Origin of the sequence: Nocardia sp. NPDC019323 (genome assembly GCF_044389845.1) — a bacterium.
GTDB classification, from domain to species: Bacteria; Actinomycetota; Actinomycetes; order Mycobacteriales; family Mycobacteriaceae; genus Nocardia; species Nocardia implantans.
Genome location: NZ_JBIRYN010000002.1, coordinates 178,457 through 197,796, shown reverse-complemented (window position 1 = coordinate 197,796; position 19,340 = coordinate 178,457). Strand labels below are relative to the sequence as shown.

The window sequence follows — 19,340 nt, the reverse complement described above, 5'->3', positions numbered from 1 at the left end:
GCTCGTCGCACTGGATTACTCGCATGGCGCCTCCCGGTTCACAGGGTCACTCCGTCAGACGATAGGTGCCCGCGCGATCACCGATCACGCGGGCACTTCGTCCGAAGGTCGCCGATCAGATCGGCAGTCTGCGGAAGATCGAGCGCGGGATGTGCCGCAGCACCATCATCACGTAGCGGAAGGTTCCCGGCGCCCAGACCAGTTCCTTCCCCCGCTGCGACGCCGCGACCGCCAGCGCCGCCACGTCTTCCTTGTCGACGGTGAGCGGAGCCTCCTTGACGTGCGCGGAGAACTTGGTGCGCACCATGCCGGGCCGGATCACCAGCACGCGCGGGCCGTACGGCCGCAGCGCTTCGCCGAGGCCGAGGTAGAAGCCGTCCAGCCCGGCCTTGGTCGATCCGTACACGAAGTTCGAGCGGCGCACCCGCTCACCGGCGACGGAGGACATGGCGATGATCCGCCCGAAGCCCTGCGCCTTCATCTTCTCGCCGACCAGCACGCCGACGGAGACCGCGGCGGTGTAGTTGATCTGCGCGACCCGCACGGCCTTGGCCTGGTTCTGCCACAGCTCTTCGGGATCGCCGTCGAGGGCGAAGGCGACGATCGCGACGTCCACATCGCCTGCGTCCCACGCCGCGTCGATCACCTTGGCGTGGCTTTCGGTGTCGAGCGCGTCGAAGTCGATGACGTCGACCTGGCTCGCGCCGGCGGCCTTCATCTGGGAGACCGCGCCCTCCCGCAGCGGATCACCGGGCAGCGCCGCGAGGGTGATGCGCGCGGGCCCCTTCTTCAGGTACTCCGCGCAGATTGCCAAGCCGATCTCCGAGGTGCCACCCAGCAGCAGAATCGACTGCGGGTTGCCAACGGCATTGATCACTGCAGCTCCAGCCTTCTCGCCATATCGGACATGAAAACGCCTGTGGGATCGACGCTACGGCGGACCTTGATCCACTCGTCGATCCGGGGATACATCTTGTGGAAGGTCTCGGCGGTGGTCCGCGAGTCCTTCGCGGTGTACAGCCGCCCGCCGAATTCCAGCACCCGCCGGTCCAGCTCGCCGACCAGCTCGTTGAGACCGGGCTTGATCGGGAAGTCGACGCAGATGTTCCAGCCCGGCATCGGGAAGCTCAGCGGCGCCTGGTTGCCGGGGCCGAACAGCTTGAACACGTTCAGCGCCGAGTAGTGCCCGGACGCCTGGATGTCGATGATGATCCGCTTGAACTCCTCGACCGCCTCGGTCGGCACCACGAACTGGTACTGGAGGAAGCCGTTGGAGCCGTAGCCGCGGTTCCACTCCGCGATCATGTCCAGCGGGTGATAGAACTGCGTCAGGTTCTGCACCTTGCCGGTGTAGTTGCCGCCCATCCGGTAGTAGGCCTCGCCGATGGACATCAGCGTCAGCTTGTTCATCGTCCAGTTCGGGAAGATGTCCGGGACGGTCATCAGCTGCGGCGCGTCGAACTTCAGCGGCTTGCTGCGCAGCCGCTTGGGCAGCTCGTCGACCTTCGCCAGCCTGCCCCGGGTGATGGTGGCCCTGCCCAGCTTGGGCAGCGGGCTGATCACGTCGAACCAGGCGCTCGAGTAGGTGTAGTTCGCCTCGCTGCCGTCGCTGTGCGCGGCGATGGTCTCGTCGAGGGTCGTGGTCTTCACGCCGTCGTTGAGGAAGTAGGCCGTCTCCGTCGGCACCATCTCGATGGTCGCGCGCAGAATGATGCCGGTGAGCCCGTTGCCGCCGACGGTCGCCCAGAACAGCTTGGCGTTGCGCTTCGGCGTGATGTGCTGCACCTGCCCGTCGGCGGTGAGCAGATCGATCGAGCGCACGTGGTTGCCGAAGCTGCCCTCGCTGTGATGGTTCTTGCCGTGGATGTCGGAGGCGATCGCGCCGCCGATGGTGACCTGGCGGGTGCCGGGCAGCACCGGGACCCAGAGGCCGAACGGCAGCGCGGCCTTCATGAGCTGATCCAGGCTGACGCCGCCGTCCACGTCCACGATGCGGGTGTCGCGATCGATCCGGTGGATGTTGTGCAGCGCGGTCATGTCGACGACCAAGCCGCCCGCGTTCTGCGCGTGATCGCCGTAGGAGCGGCCGAGGCCGCGGGCGATCACGCCGCGCCGCAGGTGGGCGGGCTTGCTGTCGTTGTCCTCGGCGACCATGGCGACTGCCTTGGCGATCAGTTCGGGATCGCTGGTCGAGAGCACTTCGGAGGAGGTGGGTGCGGTGCGACCCCACCCGGTCAACGTACGGGTGCGCGTCGGAAGCGTGAACGCGGTGCCCGCGGCCGGGCCGTCGTTCGCGACGCCGGCGCCTTCGTCGTTCCCGGTTGTCTTGGTGGCGGTCGGAGCTTTCGTGGACATCGGCATAGAGGCTACAGGTATGACGCCAGATGGGAGCGGGGTCGCTCTACCCATGGGTAGTGACGTACGTGTCGGTTCAGCACCGGATCCCGGTGATGCCGCGTTCGACGCTACGCTCGTCGGCGTGCAAGCCGAACCACACCTGCCGCTTCCGGCCGAGTTGCCCCTGGTCGACGAGCCGGGCGGCACCGAGGTCGACCTCAAGACGCAGATCATCCGGTTCACCCTCACCGGCGGGTTCTCGGCCGTCGTCGACTACGGGCTCTACAGCCTGCTGCTCAACCTGGTCGGCCTGCCGGTCGGGGTCGCCAAGTCGATCGGCTTCGTGGCGGGCACCACAACGGCCTACCTGATCAATCGCCGCTGGACCTTCCAGGCCCCGCCGAGCCGCGCCCGCTTCCTCGCGGTGGTGGCGCTGTACGCGGTGACCTTCGCGGTGCAGGTCGGCATCAACAACCTGCTGTACTTCGCCCTGGCCGACGAGTGGTGGCGTCAGCCGCTGGCCTTCATCGTCGCCCAGGGCACCGCGACCGTCATCAACTTCATCGTCCAGCGCTTGGTGATCTTCAAGCTCCGCTGAGCGCTGCCGGGCTAATCACTTGTCGCGGCGTGGTCGGCCAGGAAGTTCCCGACCAGACGATTGACCTCGTCGGGGACCTCGGCGGCCGCGAGGTGTGCGGCCCCGTCGATGACCACGAGTTCAGAGCCCGGAACGGCTTCCGCCATGGCCCGGAGCTCGGGCACGGGGAAGGTGCGGTCCTCGCGACCCCCGACGATCAGCGTGGGACAGGTGATCGAGGCGAAGAGGTCTCGTTGGTCCGGCCGATCGATCACCACGGATCGCACGGCGTGCACGATCGACTCCGGATCATTGCCCCGGGCGATGTCAACGACCTGCCGGACGACCTGCGGGCGGGTGCTTTCGGTGGTCGGTCCGAGAAAAGCCCGCACCACCGATTTGGTGAGTGGCGGGCGAATCCCGCCCAGCATCCGGATCACCATCAGCAGCGTCCGGTACTGCAATTGCTGGGCGAGCGGAGCCGAGGATGCCGTGCCGTTCATCAGCACGGCGGATTCGACGCGATCGGGGAATTCGGCCGCGAGGGTGCCGCCGATCATGGCGCCCCACGAGTTCCCGAGGAAATGCGTTCGCCGCAGCCCGAGGTGATCGAGGATGTCGACCACGCAGCCCGCGCACTCCTGGAAAGTGAAGCGCCGCTCGAGGCGGCTCGACCTGCCGTGACCGGGCGGGTCCACCGCGATGGTCAGGTAGTTCCCCGCGAAGTGGTCGACCTGGGCGTCCCAGAGCGCGGCGTCCATCAGGAGGCTCGGCCACATCACGATCGGATCGCCGCTTCCGGCAGTGACGACATGCAGCAGCCCGAGCCGGGTCTGTACGTGGGTATGCGTCCGCTTCTTCACTGTGCTTCCTCGCGAGTGGGCCCGCGCCGCACGAGCCTCGACCATGGCTGAGCAACACACCGGCGCGACGGGCTGTGATCGGTACGATCGGGATCACGTTAAGACGCGGACCGATGCGCGCTCGACCTGATACGCGCACGGGTCTGACGGAAACGCGCACGCCGATCGGGAGGTTGCCGGTGTCGATCGCCGAGCCGTACCTGGTGGAACGGGTCGATACCGCCGCGGTCGCGGCCCGCGAATCGGCCGACTTCTGGGCCGAGCATGTTTGTCGTAACCAGGGCACGTTGGAATGCCGTTTCGACAGCCGGTCACCGTTCGCCGGAGCCACGGCCGTACAGCGATACGCGGGCTATCAGCTGATCGACTTCTGGTCGGACCGCGTCGTCTACGCCAGGACGCGCGCCGACATCCGGCACGACGGCGACGACAGCCTACGGGTGATGATCCCGGTATCCGGCGCGTTGCGCATCCGGCAGGACGACACCACCGCCGAAGTGCTGCCGGGGCACGGCGCGGTGGTCACCAAGACGCGTCCCGTGGATTTCGGCCAACCCGCCGCTGCGCGCGGATGGGTGATGAACGTCCCCGCGGGCGCCCTGCCGCTCCAACTCGGCGAGGGACCCGCGCTGATCGACCTGCGGGAGGGACTCGGCTCGGTCCTCGTCGGCATGATCACCGAACTCGGCAAGCAGCGTGATGCCGTCGACGGACCCGAATTCGCCTCCGCGTGCGACACGATTGTCGATCTGCTCCGTCTCCGCATGCGCCGCCACGCCGCGCCGCCGACGGTACTGGCGACGGTGGACGCCGCCGTCCGCGCCCACGTCCTCCGGCACGCCGACGATCCCGACCTGACCCCCACCGAGATCGCCCGCACCCTCGGCTGGTCCCTGCGCCAAGTCCAGTTGGCCTTGCACCACACCGGTACCACGCCAAGCGAACTGATCCGCGGCGCCCGCCTCGACCGCGCCCACCGCCGCCTCCGCGAATCCCCCTCCCGAACCATCGCCGAAATCGCCTACGCCAGCGGCTTCCGCTCCCTCAGCACCTTCGGCTCCGCCTTCAAAGCGCGATTCGGCGTGACCCCGCAAGAAGTCCGACCACGCTGACGTCGTCCGAACATCGAGATTTTTCGAACTGGCAACCGACTGGTTCATCGCAACGATCTCGTCAGCCGAGGCAGGTGGAGCGCGACGCCTCGATTGACAGTCGTTTTCAGCCGCCCTAGCATCCCAGCCCGGGAGTACCAGGAGGGGAGTAATCACTGTGCCGCACGCGATGAGTACACGCTCGTCTATTACAAGACTGTGCAGGGCAACAGCTCTGGCGTTCTCCGACCGCCGGTCGTGGCTGGGTCCGCATTCGTGGACCGGCTGAATCGCGCTGTCCGGCTGCTCTATCGACACGGCATCCTGACCCAGTTGGGCAAGATCGCACTCCTGCTCTGCACGGCGGTCGCGGTGCTCACCCTCTCGACGTGGATCGGTAATCCGTACCAGGACGAGGTTGAGCCGCCTGAGGCAGCGGCCTCGTCGTGGCACCCGCCTCCGCGCCCTACCGGACCGCCGGAACCTTCGCTTCCCTCAGGATTCCCGTCGATGGAGTTCCCGCCGCCGTTGATGAAGGTGGGCAATGGACAGCTTCAGCCGGTCCCCACTCGATACGGTCTCACTTACACCGTTCCGTCGGACGGCTGGTCTCCGTCGAACGATGCGATCATGGCGTGGAACGACGAAGTCGATCACACGACTATCGCCTCCTACGAAGCGGTCAGTCGCTATGGGATCGGCTACTGCCGCCAGACCGAGGGATCGGTCCTGGCGAGTGTCGGTGTCGACGGCCGCAACGGAATCGACATCGACACCGCGGCACGCGATGAAGTCGATAAGGCGAGTCGAATCTTCGGGGACAGGAAGACGAATCACATGCCTGCCGTGCAGCTGCGTGGTCCGATCACCTTCGAGATATCGGGCCGACCTGCATCGCGCTACACCGCTGTGGTCACCGATATTCCGAAAAAATCCTCGTGTGATCCGGTAACGGCGGAATTCGATATCGTTGCGACTGCGGCATATGCCTCGGCTGAAGTGGCAATATTCATGATCCAGCACTATACGAACTCGGCGGAGTCGCTGTCTCGCGACGAGGTCGAAAAGATAATACAGTCGATCGGCAAGACAAATACAAAGTGAGGATGTAGGGCTGTGGGTGAGAATTTGCTGGCGGTACCGGGTGAGATCGCGGGTTTCGGCAGACTTGTCTCCGAGATCGGCGCCGATGCTGCGAAGGCTGCTGAATTCGCCGGCAAGCAATGCATGCCCGCCGATTGGCTGCAAGGGCCGATCATCGATCAGTTGGTGGCGCCGGTCAAGGACGCGGCCGCGGCAACGCAGCAGCGCATGGCCTCCATTGCTACCACTACATCATCCACCGGTACCGAGCTCAACAAAGCGGCATGGATGTATCACGACCGGGACCAAAAGAACTATACGGCGTTGAATCAGAACACCTTCAACGGTCCGGTAGCGCCGGGTGCCCCCGTCGGTGCCGACATCGAGGTTCAAGGAACCACGGCGGCATACGTTGCTTCGGCTGACTATTCGAAGGCGAAATCCTTCGAGCTACAGGAACCGCAGTCGAACAAGGAAGATACTGTCGCCCTTATCGGCGAGGTGGCTCCGATCCTCGGTGAGGTGAACGAGTCGATCAAAAGCATCACCCGCACGGCTGGAAATGAAATCGACCCCCTCGGCAAGTGCTTGGAGCCGATTCCCGGTAACTGGAGCGAGGTTCGGCGGATCGGCGAGGCATACAAGGCAGCCGGAAATGGAATGGAGGCCTGCGGAGATAATCTGGAAGCGGGCCTGAAGAAAGTCGATCCGCACTGGAATGGCAAGGCCGCGCTGTCCTTCAATGATTGGGCGAACCGGCAGATTTCCGCGATGAAATGGGAAGGCCCGGTGGGCCGGATCATCAGTGATGTGCTCGGAGTGGTCGCCGACGAGATCCGGCAAGCCGTCAAAACTATCCTGACGAAGCTGTGGGACATCCTCAACGACCAGATCAAGTTCACAAGTATCGAAGGAATCTTCAAGACTATCGCCAGAAAAATACCGGTCGTAGGGCAGGTCTATGAGATCGTTAATTTGGGTATCAAGATATTCGATATCGTGAAGAAAGCGATAGATCTGGTAGTCGAGATTCAGAAGCTGGTCGATCAGGTCAAGAAGCTACTCGAGTACATAAAAGATCCGATCGGTAAATTGAAGGAAGGCGCCGAACAGAAATTGAAGGAGACTATCGCGCCGTTCACCGAGAAGCTGGAGAAGGCCTCCAAGGCCACCGCCGTGGCCACCGATATATCGAAGATAGCTCAGGTCAACTCCACCTTGGACCGCCCCAAGGAATCCTATGAGGTCGGATCGGGCGGGCAGCCTTGGGAGGACGCATGACATCGCGGTGGGGAAGCATGCGCGAGCCGAACCTGGACCCAGCTGTCGAAGCTCTGGTCCGCAGCGTCATGGGTGCAGTGGAGGAACTGCGGACCGCGCGTATCCAATTGGAAAACCTCGACGTACAGGCACTGCTGCATGAAGTCACCGAGGTGACCGAGGAATTCATGTCGAACCTCGCGGCCGCTCCCGGGGCATCCGACGCATTACTGGCATACGCCGAACGCGTCCGTGCGGGCGAGTGCCGATGGTCTGACATAGAACAACTCGCGAGGCCGGTACCGCCGGAGGTCACGGAGCTCAAGAACTCTCCCCAGTTCGAGTGGAAGTGGGACCCTGAACCACCGCCGCCGCCGACTACCCCGCCGCCGCTGCGACGCACCTCTGCGCGTGACAACGTGGTCGGCCCCAGTGACTGGCCCGACGACTTCGACGACTACCCCTCCGGGAAGTCATGGTTGGTTTGATACCGAAAGGGGATGCGCCGAATGAAGCGAGTTCTGACCACGGGTTTCGCGCTCATTGCCATGGTCACATCGCTTGCCGCCTGTTCCGCCGACAATTCGGATGACACCACGACGAGCCGGCTGCCATCGACTTCGGTCCACCCGACCCCGTCGATGGCCGCCTCTGTACCCCCGGCGCCAGCGCAACCTGACTCGAAGAAGCTGGTGCGGTTCGATCCTTGTTTCGAAGTGAGCGACGATCTCGTCGCCGAGGCCGGGTTCGATCCGGCTACGCGCCAGCGTTCATCTGGAGAGATCGTCACCGATCTCCTGACGGCTGTTGGATGCTCCTTCCGTCGCATCGCCGTCATCGACGGCCAGAAGACCATCACGGGAAATGTCACAGTGCATTCCACGAACTCACCCTTGGATCAGATCAAGAGCACAGACAAGTACGCCGTTTTCAATACCGACGCTGTCAACGGACGAGCGGCTGCTCTGTACACAGTGGCCGCGCTTCCCGGTAGCTGCTATGCGGCAATCAGCAGCGCCGACGGAACTCTAGAAGTCTCGCTGACCGCGATCCCGGGCGCTGCTCCGGTTCCGGCCGCGTGTGATCAAATTCGCGAAGTAGCAACAATTTTCGCAACAGCGCTCGGCGGCAAGTAGGACGTACGCCGATGGGCAACTCAGCTTTCACGAACGGCAGAGCGATCCGGCGGCGGGTGGGCGTCATGCGGCTGACTGAACTGGCCGCGTCGTCGTTTGTGGCAGAGGAGGACGGCGACTCGATCGGCCGCCGGCTTCCACCGCGGGATTCGGGTCAGGGCAGTGATCTCGACAGGCTCGTCAGAACGAGCAGTCGGTGGGACGGCCCGCCCAGCCACCCTTCAAGAATTCGATGACGGCGCAGAACAGGTCCTCCGACCAGGAACCAACGGAAGCCGCGGCCGACGTCGCGGCGGCGGGCGTGGAGACAGGTTCCGCTGCGGCCGAACCCACCGGAGCGACGAGTCCCGCGATCACGGCGGTGACGGCGACGAGCTTCTTCATCACGTGTCCTCTTCTGTGGCTGTGGATGGCGGCTCGTATCGCCGCATACCTGACCGATCGGTAGCACCACGCACCCCGTTACGAACCTCATTGCCCCCCACCACCTTCCACCCTGCCGCATCGCCGGACGAATCAATGCGAGTGGCACACGGCTGCGGCGTCTTTCGAGAAGAGGTCTCCATGGTGTGCCACTCGTGGGCAGGCGCGAGCCTGGGCCGCCGCCCAACCGCTGATCACGTGGAGGGGGATCACTCCTTGCGCGTCCAAGCGAGCGTGATCCGAATTTTACGCAGGCGCCAGCCCGCGGGTGTGCGGACGGTGGTGGCGGTCAGGCGCAGGCCGCTTGTCAGGTGCGGTGGTTGCCCGTCGCGGTAGTAGTAGACCAGCGAGTTCGCCGAGGAGGCGGCTCGGTCGCCGTCGAGCGTCACCAGGAGATCAGTGGTCGTGTGCTGGGTGTGTTCGCCCTCGACCTCGGCCTGTCGCATGTACTCGACGACCTTGTCGATGCCGCGGACTCGGATACGCGGCGAGTCGACCTCCACATCGTCGGTGTAGATGGCGGCGGCGTCCGCATAGCGTCCCTCGTCGAGCAGGCGTGCGAAGCGGGTGAACAGGTCGGCGATCTCGATACGGTCGGCGATCGCGGTATCCGTGGACATGACGGTCCTTTCGTTGGCTCTGCCAATGTTGGCCCGGCCAACTATATGCCAAATGGTTGGCTGTGCCAACGATGTATGGTTGCTGTCGTGGAGAACACACCCGCACGCCTGACCGCGAAGCCGAGTTGGCTGCTCACCCAGTTGGCCGTACACGCCCACCGGTTGGCGTCCGACAGCTTCGCCGAGGCCGGCGCGCGTGGGTATCACTTCCGCATCCTCGCCGCGCTGGAGGAGTTCGGGGCGGCCAGCCAGGCCGACCTCGGTCGCCGGTGCAACATGGACCGAAGCGATGTGGTGGCGGCGATCAACGAACTCGCCGGGCCGGGTTTCGTCGAGCGGACGCCGGATCCGGACGACCGAAGGCGCAATATCGTGACCCTCACCGAGGCGGGCGAGCGGCAACTGCGGCGCATCGACCGAGCGCTCGACAAGGCGCAGGACGACCTACTCGGACCGCTCTCGGCCGAGGACAGGGCAGACCTGACCCGGCTGCTCGCTCGCTTGCTCGCGCACCATCAGCGGGGATGAGCGCCCGTCCGCGGCAGGGTTTCAGGAACCGCTGATCGCCGTGTCGGCCAGCTCGCTCTTCTCCGCCTTGGCTCCGAAGTAGTCGCCGCCCTTGGCGCGGACATTGTCGGTGCCCCATTCGCGTTGTTCGCGCGCGGCGGGGATCAGGTGTGGAATGTGCTTGCGGCAGTGGATGTACGCCTCTTCCACCTCGACCACCACCCAGTGTTCGGCGACGCGGCCCTTGTGATTGACGGGCAGGTCGGGCACGGTGGCGCGAAGCGCGTGGTCGGGCACCATGCGGGCCGAGCCGTTGATGTGCAGTCCGATGAGGTCGCGTACGAAATCGACGAGCAGGATCCCGACGTGCGGGTTTTCCAGGATATTGCCGAGGCTGGCCATGACGCCGTTGCCACGATATTCCGGATAGGCGATGGTGCGGTCGTCTATCACATGAAGAAAACCGGCTGGTCCGGCTCGGAAACTGGCGTCGCATTCGCCGCGTTTGTCCGCCGTGGCGATGAACGCCATATCCATCCGGCCGAGGAAGTCGATCATCGCCGGATTGAGTCGATCGAGCACTTGGTCGTCGTAGAAGCGCTCCGCTCGATCCTGTGTTCCGTACCGTTCCTGCAGCTCACGCTCGCCATCGCTGCCGTTGTGTCCACCGGGCATCGCCGCCCCCTCTGGTCGCCGAAATGCGGATTCCACCAGGCTCGACGTTGAACCGCGGTCGTATCGAGATCGCGTTCAGTTTAGATGAGAACCGCCCGGCAAAACGTCGAAATCCCCGTCGAGGATGCCTCGGATTCGGCTGTGGCGCAAGTATTTCTCGCGGTTAGCTAAAAGCCGACCGGCCGGAATAATATCCGGCCGGTCGGGATTTGCGGGATCTGTTCGTCCGGGCTCAGGCCGGAGTCAGCGTCACCGGAACACCGTTGAACACGGCGTTGCCGGAGGGGACATCGACCACCGAATCGTCGGTGAGCACATTGGCATTGACGCCCGCGTGCGTGCGCGCCACGGTCTGCGCGCTGTCGCCGTGACCCCACCCGTGCGGCAGGCTCACCACGCCGGGCATGATGGCCTCGGTCGGCTCCAGCGGAACCGTCAGCGTTCCCGCGGCCGATTTCACCACCGCGTGATCGCCGAGCCCGAGCCGCGCCACATCGGCCGGATTGATGTGCAGCGTGCACCGATTCGACCCGCTCACCAGCGTCGCGATGTTGTGCATCCAGCTGTTGTTCGAGCGCAGCTGCCGCCGGCCGATCAGCACGATCTCCGGCGCCGCGTCGGACAGCCGCGCTCGCATCCGCGCCACGTCGTCCAGCAGCGGCTGCGGGGCGAGGTCGACCCGTCCGCTCGCGGTGCGCAGCACGCCAGGCAGCCGCGGCTGCAACGGGCCGAGATCTATGCCGTGCGGGTTGTCCAGAAGCACTTGCAAATTGAGCGTGCCGCCGTTCCATTCGCCGTACGGCCCGAGGCGCAGCATCAGATCGATCCGCTGCTCGGTGCTGTTCTCGCCGATCAGATCGCCGCGCCGCTCGGGGATCCCGGCCTTGTGCAGCATGCCCGCGATGACGAGCTCGTCCACGGCGGTGAGCGGGTCGATCCCGTCGGAGCCGTCGTGCGGCCTGCCGGTCAGCGCGGCGGCGAGACGAGCGAGGACGGCGGGCTCGGAGGGCCGGTCACCCAGCGGCACCAGTGGACGCGAGTAGCGCGTGTAGTTGCGCACGGCGAATTGCAGCAGCGCGAAATCGTAGTGCGGGGACTGGGTGGGACGCGGCGGAGGCAGGATCACGTCGGCGTGCTTGGTGGTCTCGTTCACGTACCTGTCCACGCTGACCATGAAGTCGAGCTGGGCGAACGCTTCGTCCAGCCGTGCGCCGCTCGGCGCGGACAGCACCGGATTGCCCGCGACCGTCACCAGGGCGCGGATCTGCCCTTCGCCCGGCGTGGTGATCTCGTCGGCGAGCGTCGCGACGGGCAGCTCGCCCATCGCCTCGGGCAGCCCGCGCACCCGGCTGGCCCAGCGTCCGGGGCGGAACGGCCTGGTGCGGGAGATCCCGCCGGCCGCGGCGGTGGCGAACATCGCGCCGCCGGGGGAGTCGAGGTTGCCGGTCAGCGCGTTGATCGCGTCGACGAGCCACTGCGTGATCGTGCCGAATTCGGCGGTGCAGGTGCCGATCCGGGCGTACACCGCGGCGGTCGGCGCCGCCGCGAGTTCGCGGGCGAGCCGCACGATCGTCGACGCGGGTACGCCGGTGCGCGTGGCAACGGTATCCGGATCGAACGCGGCGGCGGCCGTGCGCAATTCGTCCAGGCCGGTGACCTCGACGCGCAGATCGGTCAACTGCTCGGCGAAGAGCGTGTGCACGATGCCGAACAGCAGATACGCATCGCTGCCCGGCCGGATGAACAGGTGCTCGTCGGCGAGTTTCGCCGTGCGGGTCACTCGCGGATCCACCACGACGAAGCGGCCGCCCCGGCCGCGCAGCGCCTTCAGCCTGCCAGGGAAATCCGGTGCGGTGCACAGCGAGCCGTTGGATTCCAGCGGATTGGCCCCCAGCATCAGCAGGTAATCGGTGCGGTCGAGGTCGGGCACCGGCACGGTGAGCGGATCGCCGAACATCAGCCCACTGGCCACCTGCTTGGGCATCTGGTCGGCGGTGCTCGCGGAGTAGATGTTCTTGGTGCCCAGCGCGCGCAGCAGCGCGGGCACGTACAGCGTGCCGGCCACGGTGTGCGCATTGGGGTTGCCCAGGTAGGCCGCGGCCGACTGGGCGCCGTGCTCGGCGACGACGGCGGGGAAACGCTCGGCGATGTAATCGAAGGCTTCGTCCCAGGTCGCGGCGCGCCAGGCGCCGGTAGCGCGATCACGGATCAGCGGCTCGGTCACCCGGTCCTGGTCCTCGTCGAGATGGCCGAAGCTGGCTCCCTTGGGGCAGATGAAGCCCTTGCTGAAGGGATCGCTGCGGTCGCCGCGCACCGAGGTCACGTGGTCGTCCGGGTCGAGGGTGATTTCCAGGCCGCAGACCGCCTCACAGAGCGGGCAGGTCCGCAGCAGATTGCGCGATTGCGTGATCGGGGCCATACCCCATCTTGGCGTCCGGCGGCGAAACTGAAAAGAGAACGCTTGATATCGGCAACGCCGAACGACCGGTACCCGGCGGCGCTCCGGGGTGGGGATCCGGAGCGCCGGGACGGATACCGGTCGCAAACAGGCCGGGTAGCGCGGCCCCGGCCCGCGATCAGCAGGTGAACTCGATCAGGGGCGCGTTGCTCAGCAGGCGATGGTCAGCTTGGCGCGGCGCGAGCTGGTGGCGGCGCGCACGGCGGCGGCGATCGCGACGACCGGAGGCATCCAGCGGGCCTCGGCGGGAGCGACGCCCCAGCAGGCCGAACCGGCCGACAGGTGGGTGGGCGGCAGCGGGATGCCCGCGCCGTCGGTGTACACGGTGGCGCCGGCCTCGCGCAGCGCCTCGAGCGCCATCGCGGCCTTGCGTACACCGGTGACCAGGTGGATCTCGCGCCGCTCCGTGCCAGGGAACTCGATCACCGCGCCGGACAGGTTGTTCGCCCGCAGGAAGCGGCGGACCTCGCCGGCCAGTTCGCCGGTGACCTCGATGCCGGACACGTTGTCGTCGGTGATCAGGTTCAGACCGTTGGCCGTTTCGGCGACCGTCCACCCGCGCTGGTTGTAGTCCTGCGCAGCGGCGGTCAGCTCGGCCGCCGTGACGGAAGTCGGAAACGTGGTGCGCACTGTCTTCTCCATTCCCCGGTAGATCTCTGGGTCCTGCATTCATGGGTCGTATCGGCGGGGGACGCCGTCGGCGTTACGGGTTCTCCGAAAGAATTTCCGGAGTGTCGCCTACGTCTCATTTCCGAGAGGTTCGTCCGTGTTCCTCCGGGCATCCCGAGGTGGCTCGCCAGGCTTGCCACGCAGCTACTTTCGGTCGTTGAGCTGGCCGCTCGCTGCGCCGGAGCTGTGAGGTCGCTGTGACGGGGCGCGCTGGGTGTTGCGGGTGCGAAAACATACCGGCGGTGTGCGTTTCCGGCTGGATGCGTCCCGCCCTGGGCAGGAAGGATTCTGGGCATGAACATCGGACCTGGTGCGGGCAGCCGGCGTATCCGCCGAGAACGGATGCTCGCCGCAGCGGGATTCGGCACGAGCATGTGGCCTGGTGCAGGCTCGTGTGACGCAGGCAGGAGAGCCCGGCATGAGTGACGAACCCAACGAAACCGAAGCCCCCGAGGACGTCGGCGAGTACCAGGCCGAGTCGCGCTGGCTCACCTGGAAAGAATCGATGGCCGCGCGCGTCTCCGGCCCCGCTCCCGAGGAAGAGCAACCCGCCGAGCCGTTCGGCAGCCCGCGCGCGTTCGCGCAGTGGAGCGCCGCGGCCGCGCGCGCCCTGATCGACGTGCAGTTCCACCGCCCGGCCACCCGCACCCTCCTGCCGCTGGCCTACATCCTGGGGCTGGTGTTCGCCTTCGCGGTGCCCATCACGCTGACGGTCTCGGCATGGCGGGTGTCGGCGCTGCTGGGCGTGCTCGCCGCGGTGCTGGGCGTACCGCTCGGCCTGACCATCGCCGCCGCCGTCCGCCTGATGCTCGAGTTCCTGGTGAACGCCTCCCGTCTGGCGACGCGGGTGGAGCACATCAGCGAACTGGCCGACGACTTGTTCCAGGCGCTGTCGGACGTCGCCGAGCCGGTCAACCAGCTGTCCGAAGACGTACGGGCCGTGCAGTTCTGGCGCTTCCGCAAGCGGAACCAGCGCAGGTAGAGCGAAAATCGCGGCGGGCGGAAGTGGTTTGACTCGCAGGAGTCATCGGCCTGGCTGAGACACGCGCCGTGACCGCTGCGAGTTTCACTGTGAACAATGCTGTTCGGATACCCGGCATCCACCTCGGGTGTCCGAGGGCGTGCCGCGCCGCCGACCGAGCAGGGTTCACGGCGCGGCGGTATACGGCGAGCAGGGGGGAAGCATGGCTTTACCGCAGGGAACGACCGGATCGACCATGCCGCGACGGCAACTCGGCAGGCACTTGCGTGATCTGCGCAACCGGGCCGGGATGACCACGCGGGTGGCCGCGCAGCAGCTGGAGTGGTCGGAGGCGAAGATCTGGCGGATCGAGACCGGTCAGACCTCGCTGCGCGGTCTCGATGTCGAGGCGATGTGCAAGGTCTACGGCGCGCCGCCCGACCTGCTCGAACCGCTGCGTGCGCTGGCACGCGACACCAAGGCCAAGGGCTGGTGGACGGCCTACGGCGACGTCATCCCCGAGGGCTTCGACGTCTACATCGGGCTGGAAGAAGCGGCCACCCGGGTGTCCACCTATGAGAACGAACTCGTCCCCGGCCTCCTGCAAACCGAAGGTTACACCCGCGCGGTGTGCGCGGCGGCGCATCCGGAGCTGTCCGCCGACGAGATCGATCGCAGGGTGCGCTTACGTCAGGCCAGGCAGGCGCTGGTCACCCGTGCCGACGCTCCGCTGCGGCTGGACGCGCTGATCGACGAGGCGGTGCTGCGGCGGCGCATCGGCGACCCGGCGATGACCGCCGGGCAACTCGACCACCTGCTCCACATGGCGCAGTTGCCGAACGTTCGGCTCCGGGTGGTGCCCGCGGATTGCGGCTATCACGACGGCATGGCGTCGGGCCGGTTCGTGCTGCTGGAGTTCGCCGAGACGGGTTCCGACGCGCGGCCGGAACCGCCGGTGGTCTACCTGGAGATGTTCACCGGGCCGGCCTACCTGGACAAAGGGCAGGAGATCGCCCGTTTCCGAGCGGCTTTCGCGAGCGTCGAGGCGGCGGCGGTCGACGCGCGCGAACGCATCGAGGACGCGCGGAAGGCGCTGTGACCGGCCACCGCATCCACGCTGGTCAGCACTTCGGCGGCCCCGGCAGAGCCCAGGTGTCGCTCAGGACCGCACGGTGCGTGGGCAGGGCCTGCTCGTAGACCTCGCGGCCCTTCTCGGTGAGGCAGACGAACACGGCGCGGCGGTCTTGCTCGCACATGGTGCGCCGGACCAGACCGTCGCGCTCCAGGCGCGCCACGGCCCGCGACAGCGCGCTCTGGCTGAGATAGATGTCGTTGGCGAGGTCGCTCATCCGGTAGTCGCCGCAGTTGGCGTCGACCAGCCGGTCCAGCGTCTCGAATTCGCTGAGCCCGATGTGGTGACCGTTCTGCAGCGCCTTCTCGAGCGCACAACTCACCGCGGCGTGCCGGTCGAGCAGCTCGCGCCACTCTCCAACCAGCCCGGCCTGCGCGGGAGCGCGCTGGGCTGTGCTCACGGTGGTCGGCTTCGACATGGCCCCATCTTAGTGGGCCCAGCATGTCCATGCAACTGCATTAAATGTGTTGGCATTTAATGCACGCGCATGTAATGTTCCCCGCATGACTTCACCAGCAACGCTCACGGCCGCTCAGGCGAGCGATCCGGCCAGATGGTCAGCCCGGCTCTGGGGCATGCTGATCACGCTGTGCATCGTGTTGTTCCTCGACGGCCTCGACGTCTCGATGATCGGTGTCGCGCTGCCGTCCATCGGCGCGGAACTCGATCTGTCAACCTCGACGCTGCAATGGCTGGTCAGCGGGTACGTCCTCGGCTACGGCGGTCTGTTGCTGCTCGGCGGTCGCACCGCCGATCTGCTCGGGCGGCGCAAGGTCTTCCTGATCGCGCTCGCGGTCTTCGCGGTCGCCTCGCTGGCCGGCGGTCTGGTCAGCTCCGGCCCGCTGCTGATCCTCACCCGCTTCGTCAAGGGCCTCGCCGCCGCGTTCACCGCGCCGACCGGCCTGTCCATCATCACCACGAACTTCGCCGAGGGCCCCGCCCGCAACAAGGCGCTGTCCATCTACACGGTGTTCGGCGCGGGCGGTTACTCCATGGGCCTGCTGTTCGGCGGCCTGATGACCGGTGTGGGCTGGCGCTGGACGTTCTTGCTTCCGGTGCCGATCGCACTCGCCGCGCTGGCCGCGGCCTTCGTGCTGGTGCCGAAGGACAAGCCCGCCGAGGAAGGCGGACACGACCTGCTCGGCGCGCTGCTGTCGACCGCGGCCATGTTGCTGCTGGTCTACACCGTGGTCGCCGCGCCGGAAGCCGGCTGGGCGTCGGTGCGCACCATCGGTTCGTTCGTCGCGGTCGCCGCGCTGTTCGCCGGGTTCGTCGCGGTGGAGAAGCGGGTGCGCTACCCGCTGGTTCGCCTCGGGATCCTGCGCAAGTCCTCGCTGGTCCGGGCCAGTCTCGCGATCGTCGCGGTGGCGGGTTCCTACTTCAGCTGGCAGTTCATCGTGACGCTGTACCTGCAGGACACGCTCGGCTGGTCGCCGCTGAAGCTGGCCATGGCGCTGCTGCCGGTCGGACTGCTGGTCGTGCTGTCGGCCTTCTTCTCCGACAAGCTCGTCGATCGCTTCGGCACGGGGCCGGTGATCGGCGTGACCATGACCGTGATGGCCGTCGGTTACCTGCTCTTCCTGCGGCTGGACACCGCGCCCTCCTACCTGACGATGCTGCTGCCCGCGGTGCTGCTGATCGGTATCGGATGGGTCGGCTTCCCGGCCATCAACATCCAGGCCACCAACGGCATCGATGACGAGGAACAGGGTCTCGCCGCCGGAGTGCTGCAAACGTCCATGCAGGTCGGCGCGGCCATCGTGCTCGCGGTGACCACGGCGATCATCGCCTCCGGCGCGCATGCCGACATCTCGGCCACCGGGATGCTCGACACCTACCGTCCCGGTCTGGAGTTCGCCGCGGGCGTGTCCATCGTCGGCGCGCTCGTCGCCATGCTGGCCTTCGCACCGCGCTTCCGCGGCCAGGAGCGGGCGGCGGACGAGGAGAAGGAACTGCAACTCGTCGGCTGACCGAGTGGTCGACACCGAGCGCCGTCACCCAGCATCGGGTGGCGGCGCTCGACGTATGCGGCTGATTCCGTGGGACCGGAGGATTCCGGCGGATGCGCCGGGCTGCTCTGTTCAGAGCGGCATCACGTTCGGCTCGCTCGTTCGGCTCACGAAAACGGCGGGGCCACAGAATCTTTCGCGGAGCGGATGAAGGTGAGCTCCCGGCCGTCGCGACCGACCCTCGGCCACTCGATGCCGAGCGTGGGATCGAACGCGTCGATGTCGTGGTCGAACTCCGGCTGGTACTCCAGGGAGCACAAGTAGGTGACCGTCGAGCCGTCCTCCAGCGAGAGGATCGCGTGGCCGAGCCCTTCGGACAGGAACACCGAGCGCCGGTCGACGTCGTCGAGCAGCACGCTGTCCCAGCGGCCGTAGGCCGGCGAGCCGGGACGCAGGTCGACGACCACGTCGAGGAACGCGCCGCGCACACACGTCACGTACTTCGCCTGTCCGGGCGGGTCCTCGGTGTAGTGGATGCCGCGCAGCACCCCCGCCGCCGACACCGAGCAGTTGACCTGCCGCAGATCGAACGGCCGCCCGGTCGCCTTCTCGAACTCCGAGGCCTTGAATCCCTCGAGAAACATGCCGCGATCGTCACCGTGCTGGCGCGGCGTGATCACCCACGCGCCCGGCACCGCGAGTTCCCGGAACTCCATGCTCACCAGTCCCGTCCGCGCTCGAGCAGGTCGAGCAGATAGCGTCCGTAACCGGAGCGGACCAGCGGTTCGGCCAGCGCGCACAGCTGCTCGTCGTCGATGAAGCCCATCCGCCAGGCCACCTCCTCGGGTACGCCGATCTTGAGGCCCTGCCGCTCCTCGATGGTGCGCACGTAATTGGCGGCGTCGAGCAGGGAATCGAAGGTACCGGTGTCCAGCCAGGCGGTACCCCGGGCGAGCACGTCCACGCTCAGGCGATCCTGTTCCAGGTAGGCGCGATTGATATCGGTGATCTCGTACTCGCCGCGCGCGGACGGCCGCAGCGACCTGGCGATCTCCACCACGTCGTTGTCGTAGAAGTACAACCCGGGAATGGCGTAGTTCGACCGCGGCGTTTTGGGCTTCTCCTCGATGGACACCGCACGCCCCTCGGTGAACTCGACCACGCCGTAGGCGGTCGGGTCCGACACCCAGTAGGCGAACACCGCGCCGCCGTCGATGCCGTGGAAGCGATTGAGGCTGGTGCCGAGGCCGGGACCGTGAAAGATGTTGTCGCCGAGTACGAGTGCCGCGCAATCGCCCCCGATGTGATCGGCGCCGAGGACGAAGGCCCTGGCCAGGCCGTCCGGCTCGGGCTGGACCACGTAGCTGAGCGACAGCCCGAACTGCGTGCCGTCGCCGAGCAGACGCTGGAACGCCGCCGCGTCGTCGGGCGTGGTGATCACCAGGATGTCCCTGATCCCCGCGAGCATCAGCGTGGAAAGGGGGTAGTAGACCATGGGTTTGTCGTAGACCGGGACCAGCTGCTTGCTCACCCCGCGCGTGATCGGGTGCAACCGGGAGCCGGTGCCGCCCGCCAGAATGATTCCGCGCATGCCATGGA

Annotated in this window: 21 protein-coding genes; 10 read left to right on the top strand and 11 right to left on the bottom strand. The window is 66.5% G+C overall.

The genetic code is table 11. The annotated features are described in order from the left end of the window. Positions 1-115: 115 nt before the first annotated feature. Both ACH49X_RS08450 and ACH49X_RS08445 read right to left on the bottom strand, forming a co-directional pair. Positions 116-877 (bottom strand): decaprenylphospho-beta-D-erythro-pentofuranosid-2-ulose 2-reductase, encoded by a 762-nt coding sequence (locus ACH49X_RS08450; protein ID WP_357207080.1) that lies wholly within the window; start codon positions 875-877, stop codon positions 116-118. Next, positions 874-2,361 carry an FAD-binding oxidoreductase gene (locus tag ACH49X_RS08445; RefSeq protein WP_323124455.1) on the bottom strand — a complete coding sequence of 496 codons (1,488 nt, stop codon included), beginning with the start codon at positions 2,359-2,361 and terminating at the stop codon, positions 874-876. Before ACH49X_RS08445 ends, ACH49X_RS08450 begins: the two co-directional genes overlap by 4 nt. Positions 2,362-2,479: 118 nt before the next feature. Between ACH49X_RS08445 and ACH49X_RS08440 the strand changes: the two genes are divergently transcribed. Continuing rightward, positions 2,480-2,935, top strand: a complete 456-nt coding sequence (locus ACH49X_RS08440) for a GtrA family protein (RefSeq protein ID WP_244891846.1) — start codon at positions 2,480-2,482, stop codon at positions 2,933-2,935. A gap of 11 nt (positions 2,936-2,946) precedes the next feature. Here the strand turns inward: ACH49X_RS08440 and ACH49X_RS08435 are convergent, their stop codons facing one another. Then, the gene (locus tag ACH49X_RS08435) at positions 2,947-3,777 is read right to left on the bottom strand and encodes an alpha/beta fold hydrolase (RefSeq protein WP_357207078.1); all 831 of its coding nucleotides are present in this window, start codon (positions 3,775-3,777) and stop codon (positions 2,947-2,949) included. A 74-nt stretch (positions 3,778-3,851) separates the two neighbouring features. Here ACH49X_RS08435 and ACH49X_RS08430 point away from each other — a divergent pair, with 74 nt between their 5' ends. From ACH49X_RS08430 to ACH49X_RS08410, 5 genes are all read left to right on the top strand, one after another. Next, positions 3,852-4,889: an AraC family transcriptional regulator gene (locus ACH49X_RS08430; protein ID WP_357207076.1), complete on the top strand. Its 1,038-nt coding sequence runs from the start codon at positions 3,852-3,854 to the stop codon at positions 4,887-4,889. A gap of 255 nt (positions 4,890-5,144) precedes the next feature. Continuing rightward, entirely contained in the window at positions 5,145-5,972 is an 828-nt protein-coding gene (locus tag ACH49X_RS08425) for a hypothetical protein (protein ID WP_357207074.1), read from the top strand. 12 nt (positions 5,973-5,984) lie between these two features. Then, positions 5,985-7,232, top strand: coding sequence for a type VII secretion target (locus ACH49X_RS08420; protein ID WP_195079708.1), 1,248 nt, complete (start codon positions 5,985-5,987; stop codon positions 7,230-7,232). 17 nt (positions 7,233-7,249) lie between these two features. Further along, on the top strand, positions 7,250-7,699 hold the full coding sequence (locus ACH49X_RS08415; RefSeq protein ID WP_323124456.1) for a hypothetical protein: 450 nt from the start codon (positions 7,250-7,252) through the stop codon (positions 7,697-7,699). Positions 7,700-7,720: 21 nt separating this feature from the next. Next, positions 7,721-8,347: a DUF3558 domain-containing protein gene (locus ACH49X_RS08410; RefSeq protein WP_195079710.1), complete on the top strand. Its 627-nt coding sequence runs from the start codon at positions 7,721-7,723 to the stop codon at positions 8,345-8,347. 180 nt (positions 8,348-8,527) lie between these two features. Here ACH49X_RS08410 and ACH49X_RS08405 read toward each other — a convergent pair whose 3' ends face one another. Continuing rightward, complete coding sequence (locus ACH49X_RS08405) at positions 8,528-8,731, bottom strand: hypothetical protein (protein ID WP_357207072.1); 204 nt, start codon at positions 8,729-8,731, stop codon at positions 8,528-8,530. 248 nt (positions 8,732-8,979) lie between these two features. Next, on the bottom strand, positions 8,980-9,390 hold the full coding sequence (locus ACH49X_RS08400) for a nuclear transport factor 2 family protein (RefSeq protein ID WP_195079712.1): 411 nt from the start codon (positions 9,388-9,390) through the stop codon (positions 8,980-8,982). An 87-nt stretch (positions 9,391-9,477) separates the two neighbouring features. Here ACH49X_RS08400 and ACH49X_RS08395 point away from each other — a divergent pair, with 87 nt between their 5' ends. Further along, entirely contained in the window at positions 9,478-9,918 is a 441-nt protein-coding gene (locus tag ACH49X_RS08395; RefSeq protein WP_357207071.1) for a MarR family transcriptional regulator, read from the top strand. Positions 9,919-9,939: 21 nt separating this feature from the next. Here the strand turns inward: ACH49X_RS08395 and ACH49X_RS08390 are convergent, their stop codons facing one another. The 3 genes from ACH49X_RS08390 to ACH49X_RS08380 form a co-directional block, all read right to left on the bottom strand. Beyond that, entirely contained in the window at positions 9,940-10,572 is a 633-nt protein-coding gene (locus ACH49X_RS08390) for a pyridoxamine 5'-phosphate oxidase family protein (RefSeq protein WP_195079714.1), read from the bottom strand. A 232-nt stretch (positions 10,573-10,804) separates the two neighbouring features. Next, positions 10,805-12,991: a molybdopterin-dependent oxidoreductase gene (locus tag ACH49X_RS08385; protein ID WP_357207069.1), complete on the bottom strand. Its 2,187-nt coding sequence runs from the start codon at positions 12,989-12,991 to the stop codon at positions 10,805-10,807. Positions 12,992-13,180: 189 nt separating this feature from the next. Continuing rightward, positions 13,181-13,699: a hypothetical protein gene (locus tag ACH49X_RS08380; protein WP_323124457.1), complete on the bottom strand. Its 519-nt coding sequence runs from the start codon at positions 13,697-13,699 to the stop codon at positions 13,181-13,183. A 418-nt stretch (positions 13,700-14,117) separates the two neighbouring features. Here ACH49X_RS08380 and ACH49X_RS08375 point away from each other — a divergent pair, with 418 nt between their 5' ends. Beyond that, positions 14,118-14,681, top strand: coding sequence for a DUF4282 domain-containing protein (locus ACH49X_RS08375; protein WP_195079716.1), 564 nt, complete (start codon positions 14,118-14,120; stop codon positions 14,679-14,681). Between the two features lie 202 nt (positions 14,682-14,883). Beyond that, entirely contained in the window at positions 14,884-15,759 is an 876-nt protein-coding gene (locus tag ACH49X_RS08370) for a helix-turn-helix transcriptional regulator (protein WP_357207067.1), read from the top strand. A gap of 22 nt (positions 15,760-15,781) precedes the next feature. Here ACH49X_RS08370 and ACH49X_RS08365 read toward each other — a convergent pair whose 3' ends face one another. Continuing rightward, positions 15,782-16,210 (bottom strand): MarR family transcriptional regulator, encoded by a 429-nt coding sequence (locus tag ACH49X_RS08365; protein ID WP_357207065.1) that lies wholly within the window; start codon positions 16,208-16,210, stop codon positions 15,782-15,784. A gap of 85 nt (positions 16,211-16,295) precedes the next feature. On the opposite strand from ACH49X_RS08365, the gene ACH49X_RS08360 reads away from it, so the two are divergent. After that, on the top strand, positions 16,296-17,762 hold the full coding sequence (locus ACH49X_RS08360; RefSeq protein WP_195079719.1) for an MFS transporter: 1,467 nt from the start codon (positions 16,296-16,298) through the stop codon (positions 17,760-17,762). 146 nt (positions 17,763-17,908) lie between these two features. On the opposite strand, the gene ACH49X_RS08355 is transcribed toward ACH49X_RS08360, so the two are convergent. Together ACH49X_RS08355 and rfbA are read right to left on the bottom strand one after the other, a co-directional pair. Beyond that, entirely contained in the window at positions 17,909-18,457 is a 549-nt protein-coding gene (locus tag ACH49X_RS08355) for a dTDP-4-dehydrorhamnose 3,5-epimerase family protein (protein ID WP_195079895.1), read from the bottom strand. A 2-nt stretch (positions 18,458-18,459) separates the two neighbouring features. After that, a complete protein-coding gene (rfbA, locus tag ACH49X_RS08350; protein WP_195079720.1) occupies positions 18,460-19,332 on the bottom strand; it encodes a glucose-1-phosphate thymidylyltransferase RfbA in 873 nt (290 codons plus the stop codon). Positions 19,333-19,340 lie beyond the last annotated feature (8 nt).

Excerpts from the sequence above, each read along its gene's own strand:
- ACH49X_RS08445 (WP_323124455.1), bottom strand. The coding sequence starts at position 2,361 with ATGCCGATGTCCACGAAAGCTCCGACCGCCACCAAGACAACCGGGAAC.
- ACH49X_RS08415 (WP_323124456.1), top strand. The coding sequence starts at position 7,250 with ATGCGCGAGCCGAACCTGGACCCAGCTGTCGAAGCTCTGGTCCGCAGC.
- ACH49X_RS08410 (WP_195079710.1), top strand. The coding sequence starts at position 7,721 with ATGAAGCGAGTTCTGACCACGGGTTTCGCGCTCATTGCCATGGTCACA.
- ACH49X_RS08405 (WP_357207072.1), bottom strand. The coding sequence starts at position 8,731 with ATGAAGAAGCTCGTCGCCGTCACCGCCGTGATCGCGGGACTCGTCGCT.
- ACH49X_RS08400 (WP_195079712.1), bottom strand. The coding sequence starts at position 9,390 with ATGTCCACGGATACCGCGATCGCCGACCGTATCGAGATCGCCGACCTG.
- ACH49X_RS08390 (WP_195079714.1), bottom strand. The coding sequence starts at position 10,572 with ATGCCCGGTGGACACAACGGCAGCGATGGCGAGCGTGAGCTGCAGGAA.
- ACH49X_RS08385 (WP_357207069.1), bottom strand. The coding sequence starts at position 12,991 with ATGGCCCCGATCACGCAATCGCGCAATCTGCTGCGGACCTGCCCGCTC.
- ACH49X_RS08380 (WP_323124457.1), bottom strand. The coding sequence starts at position 13,699 with ATGCAGGACCCAGAGATCTACCGGGGAATGGAGAAGACAGTGCGCACC.
- ACH49X_RS08375 (WP_195079716.1), top strand. The coding sequence starts at position 14,118 with ATGAGTGACGAACCCAACGAAACCGAAGCCCCCGAGGACGTCGGCGAG.
- ACH49X_RS08370 (WP_357207067.1), top strand. The coding sequence starts at position 14,884 with ATGGCTTTACCGCAGGGAACGACCGGATCGACCATGCCGCGACGGCAA.
- ACH49X_RS08365 (WP_357207065.1), bottom strand. The coding sequence starts at position 16,210 with ATGTCGAAGCCGACCACCGTGAGCACAGCCCAGCGCGCTCCCGCGCAG.
- ACH49X_RS08360 (WP_195079719.1), top strand. The coding sequence starts at position 16,296 with ATGACTTCACCAGCAACGCTCACGGCCGCTCAGGCGAGCGATCCGGCC.
- ACH49X_RS08355 (WP_195079895.1), bottom strand. The coding sequence starts at position 18,457 with ATGGAGTTCCGGGAACTCGCGGTGCCGGGCGCGTGGGTGATCACGCCG.
- rfbA (WP_195079720.1), bottom strand. The coding sequence starts at position 19,332 with ATGCGCGGAATCATTCTGGCGGGCGGCACCGGCTCCCGGTTGCACCCG.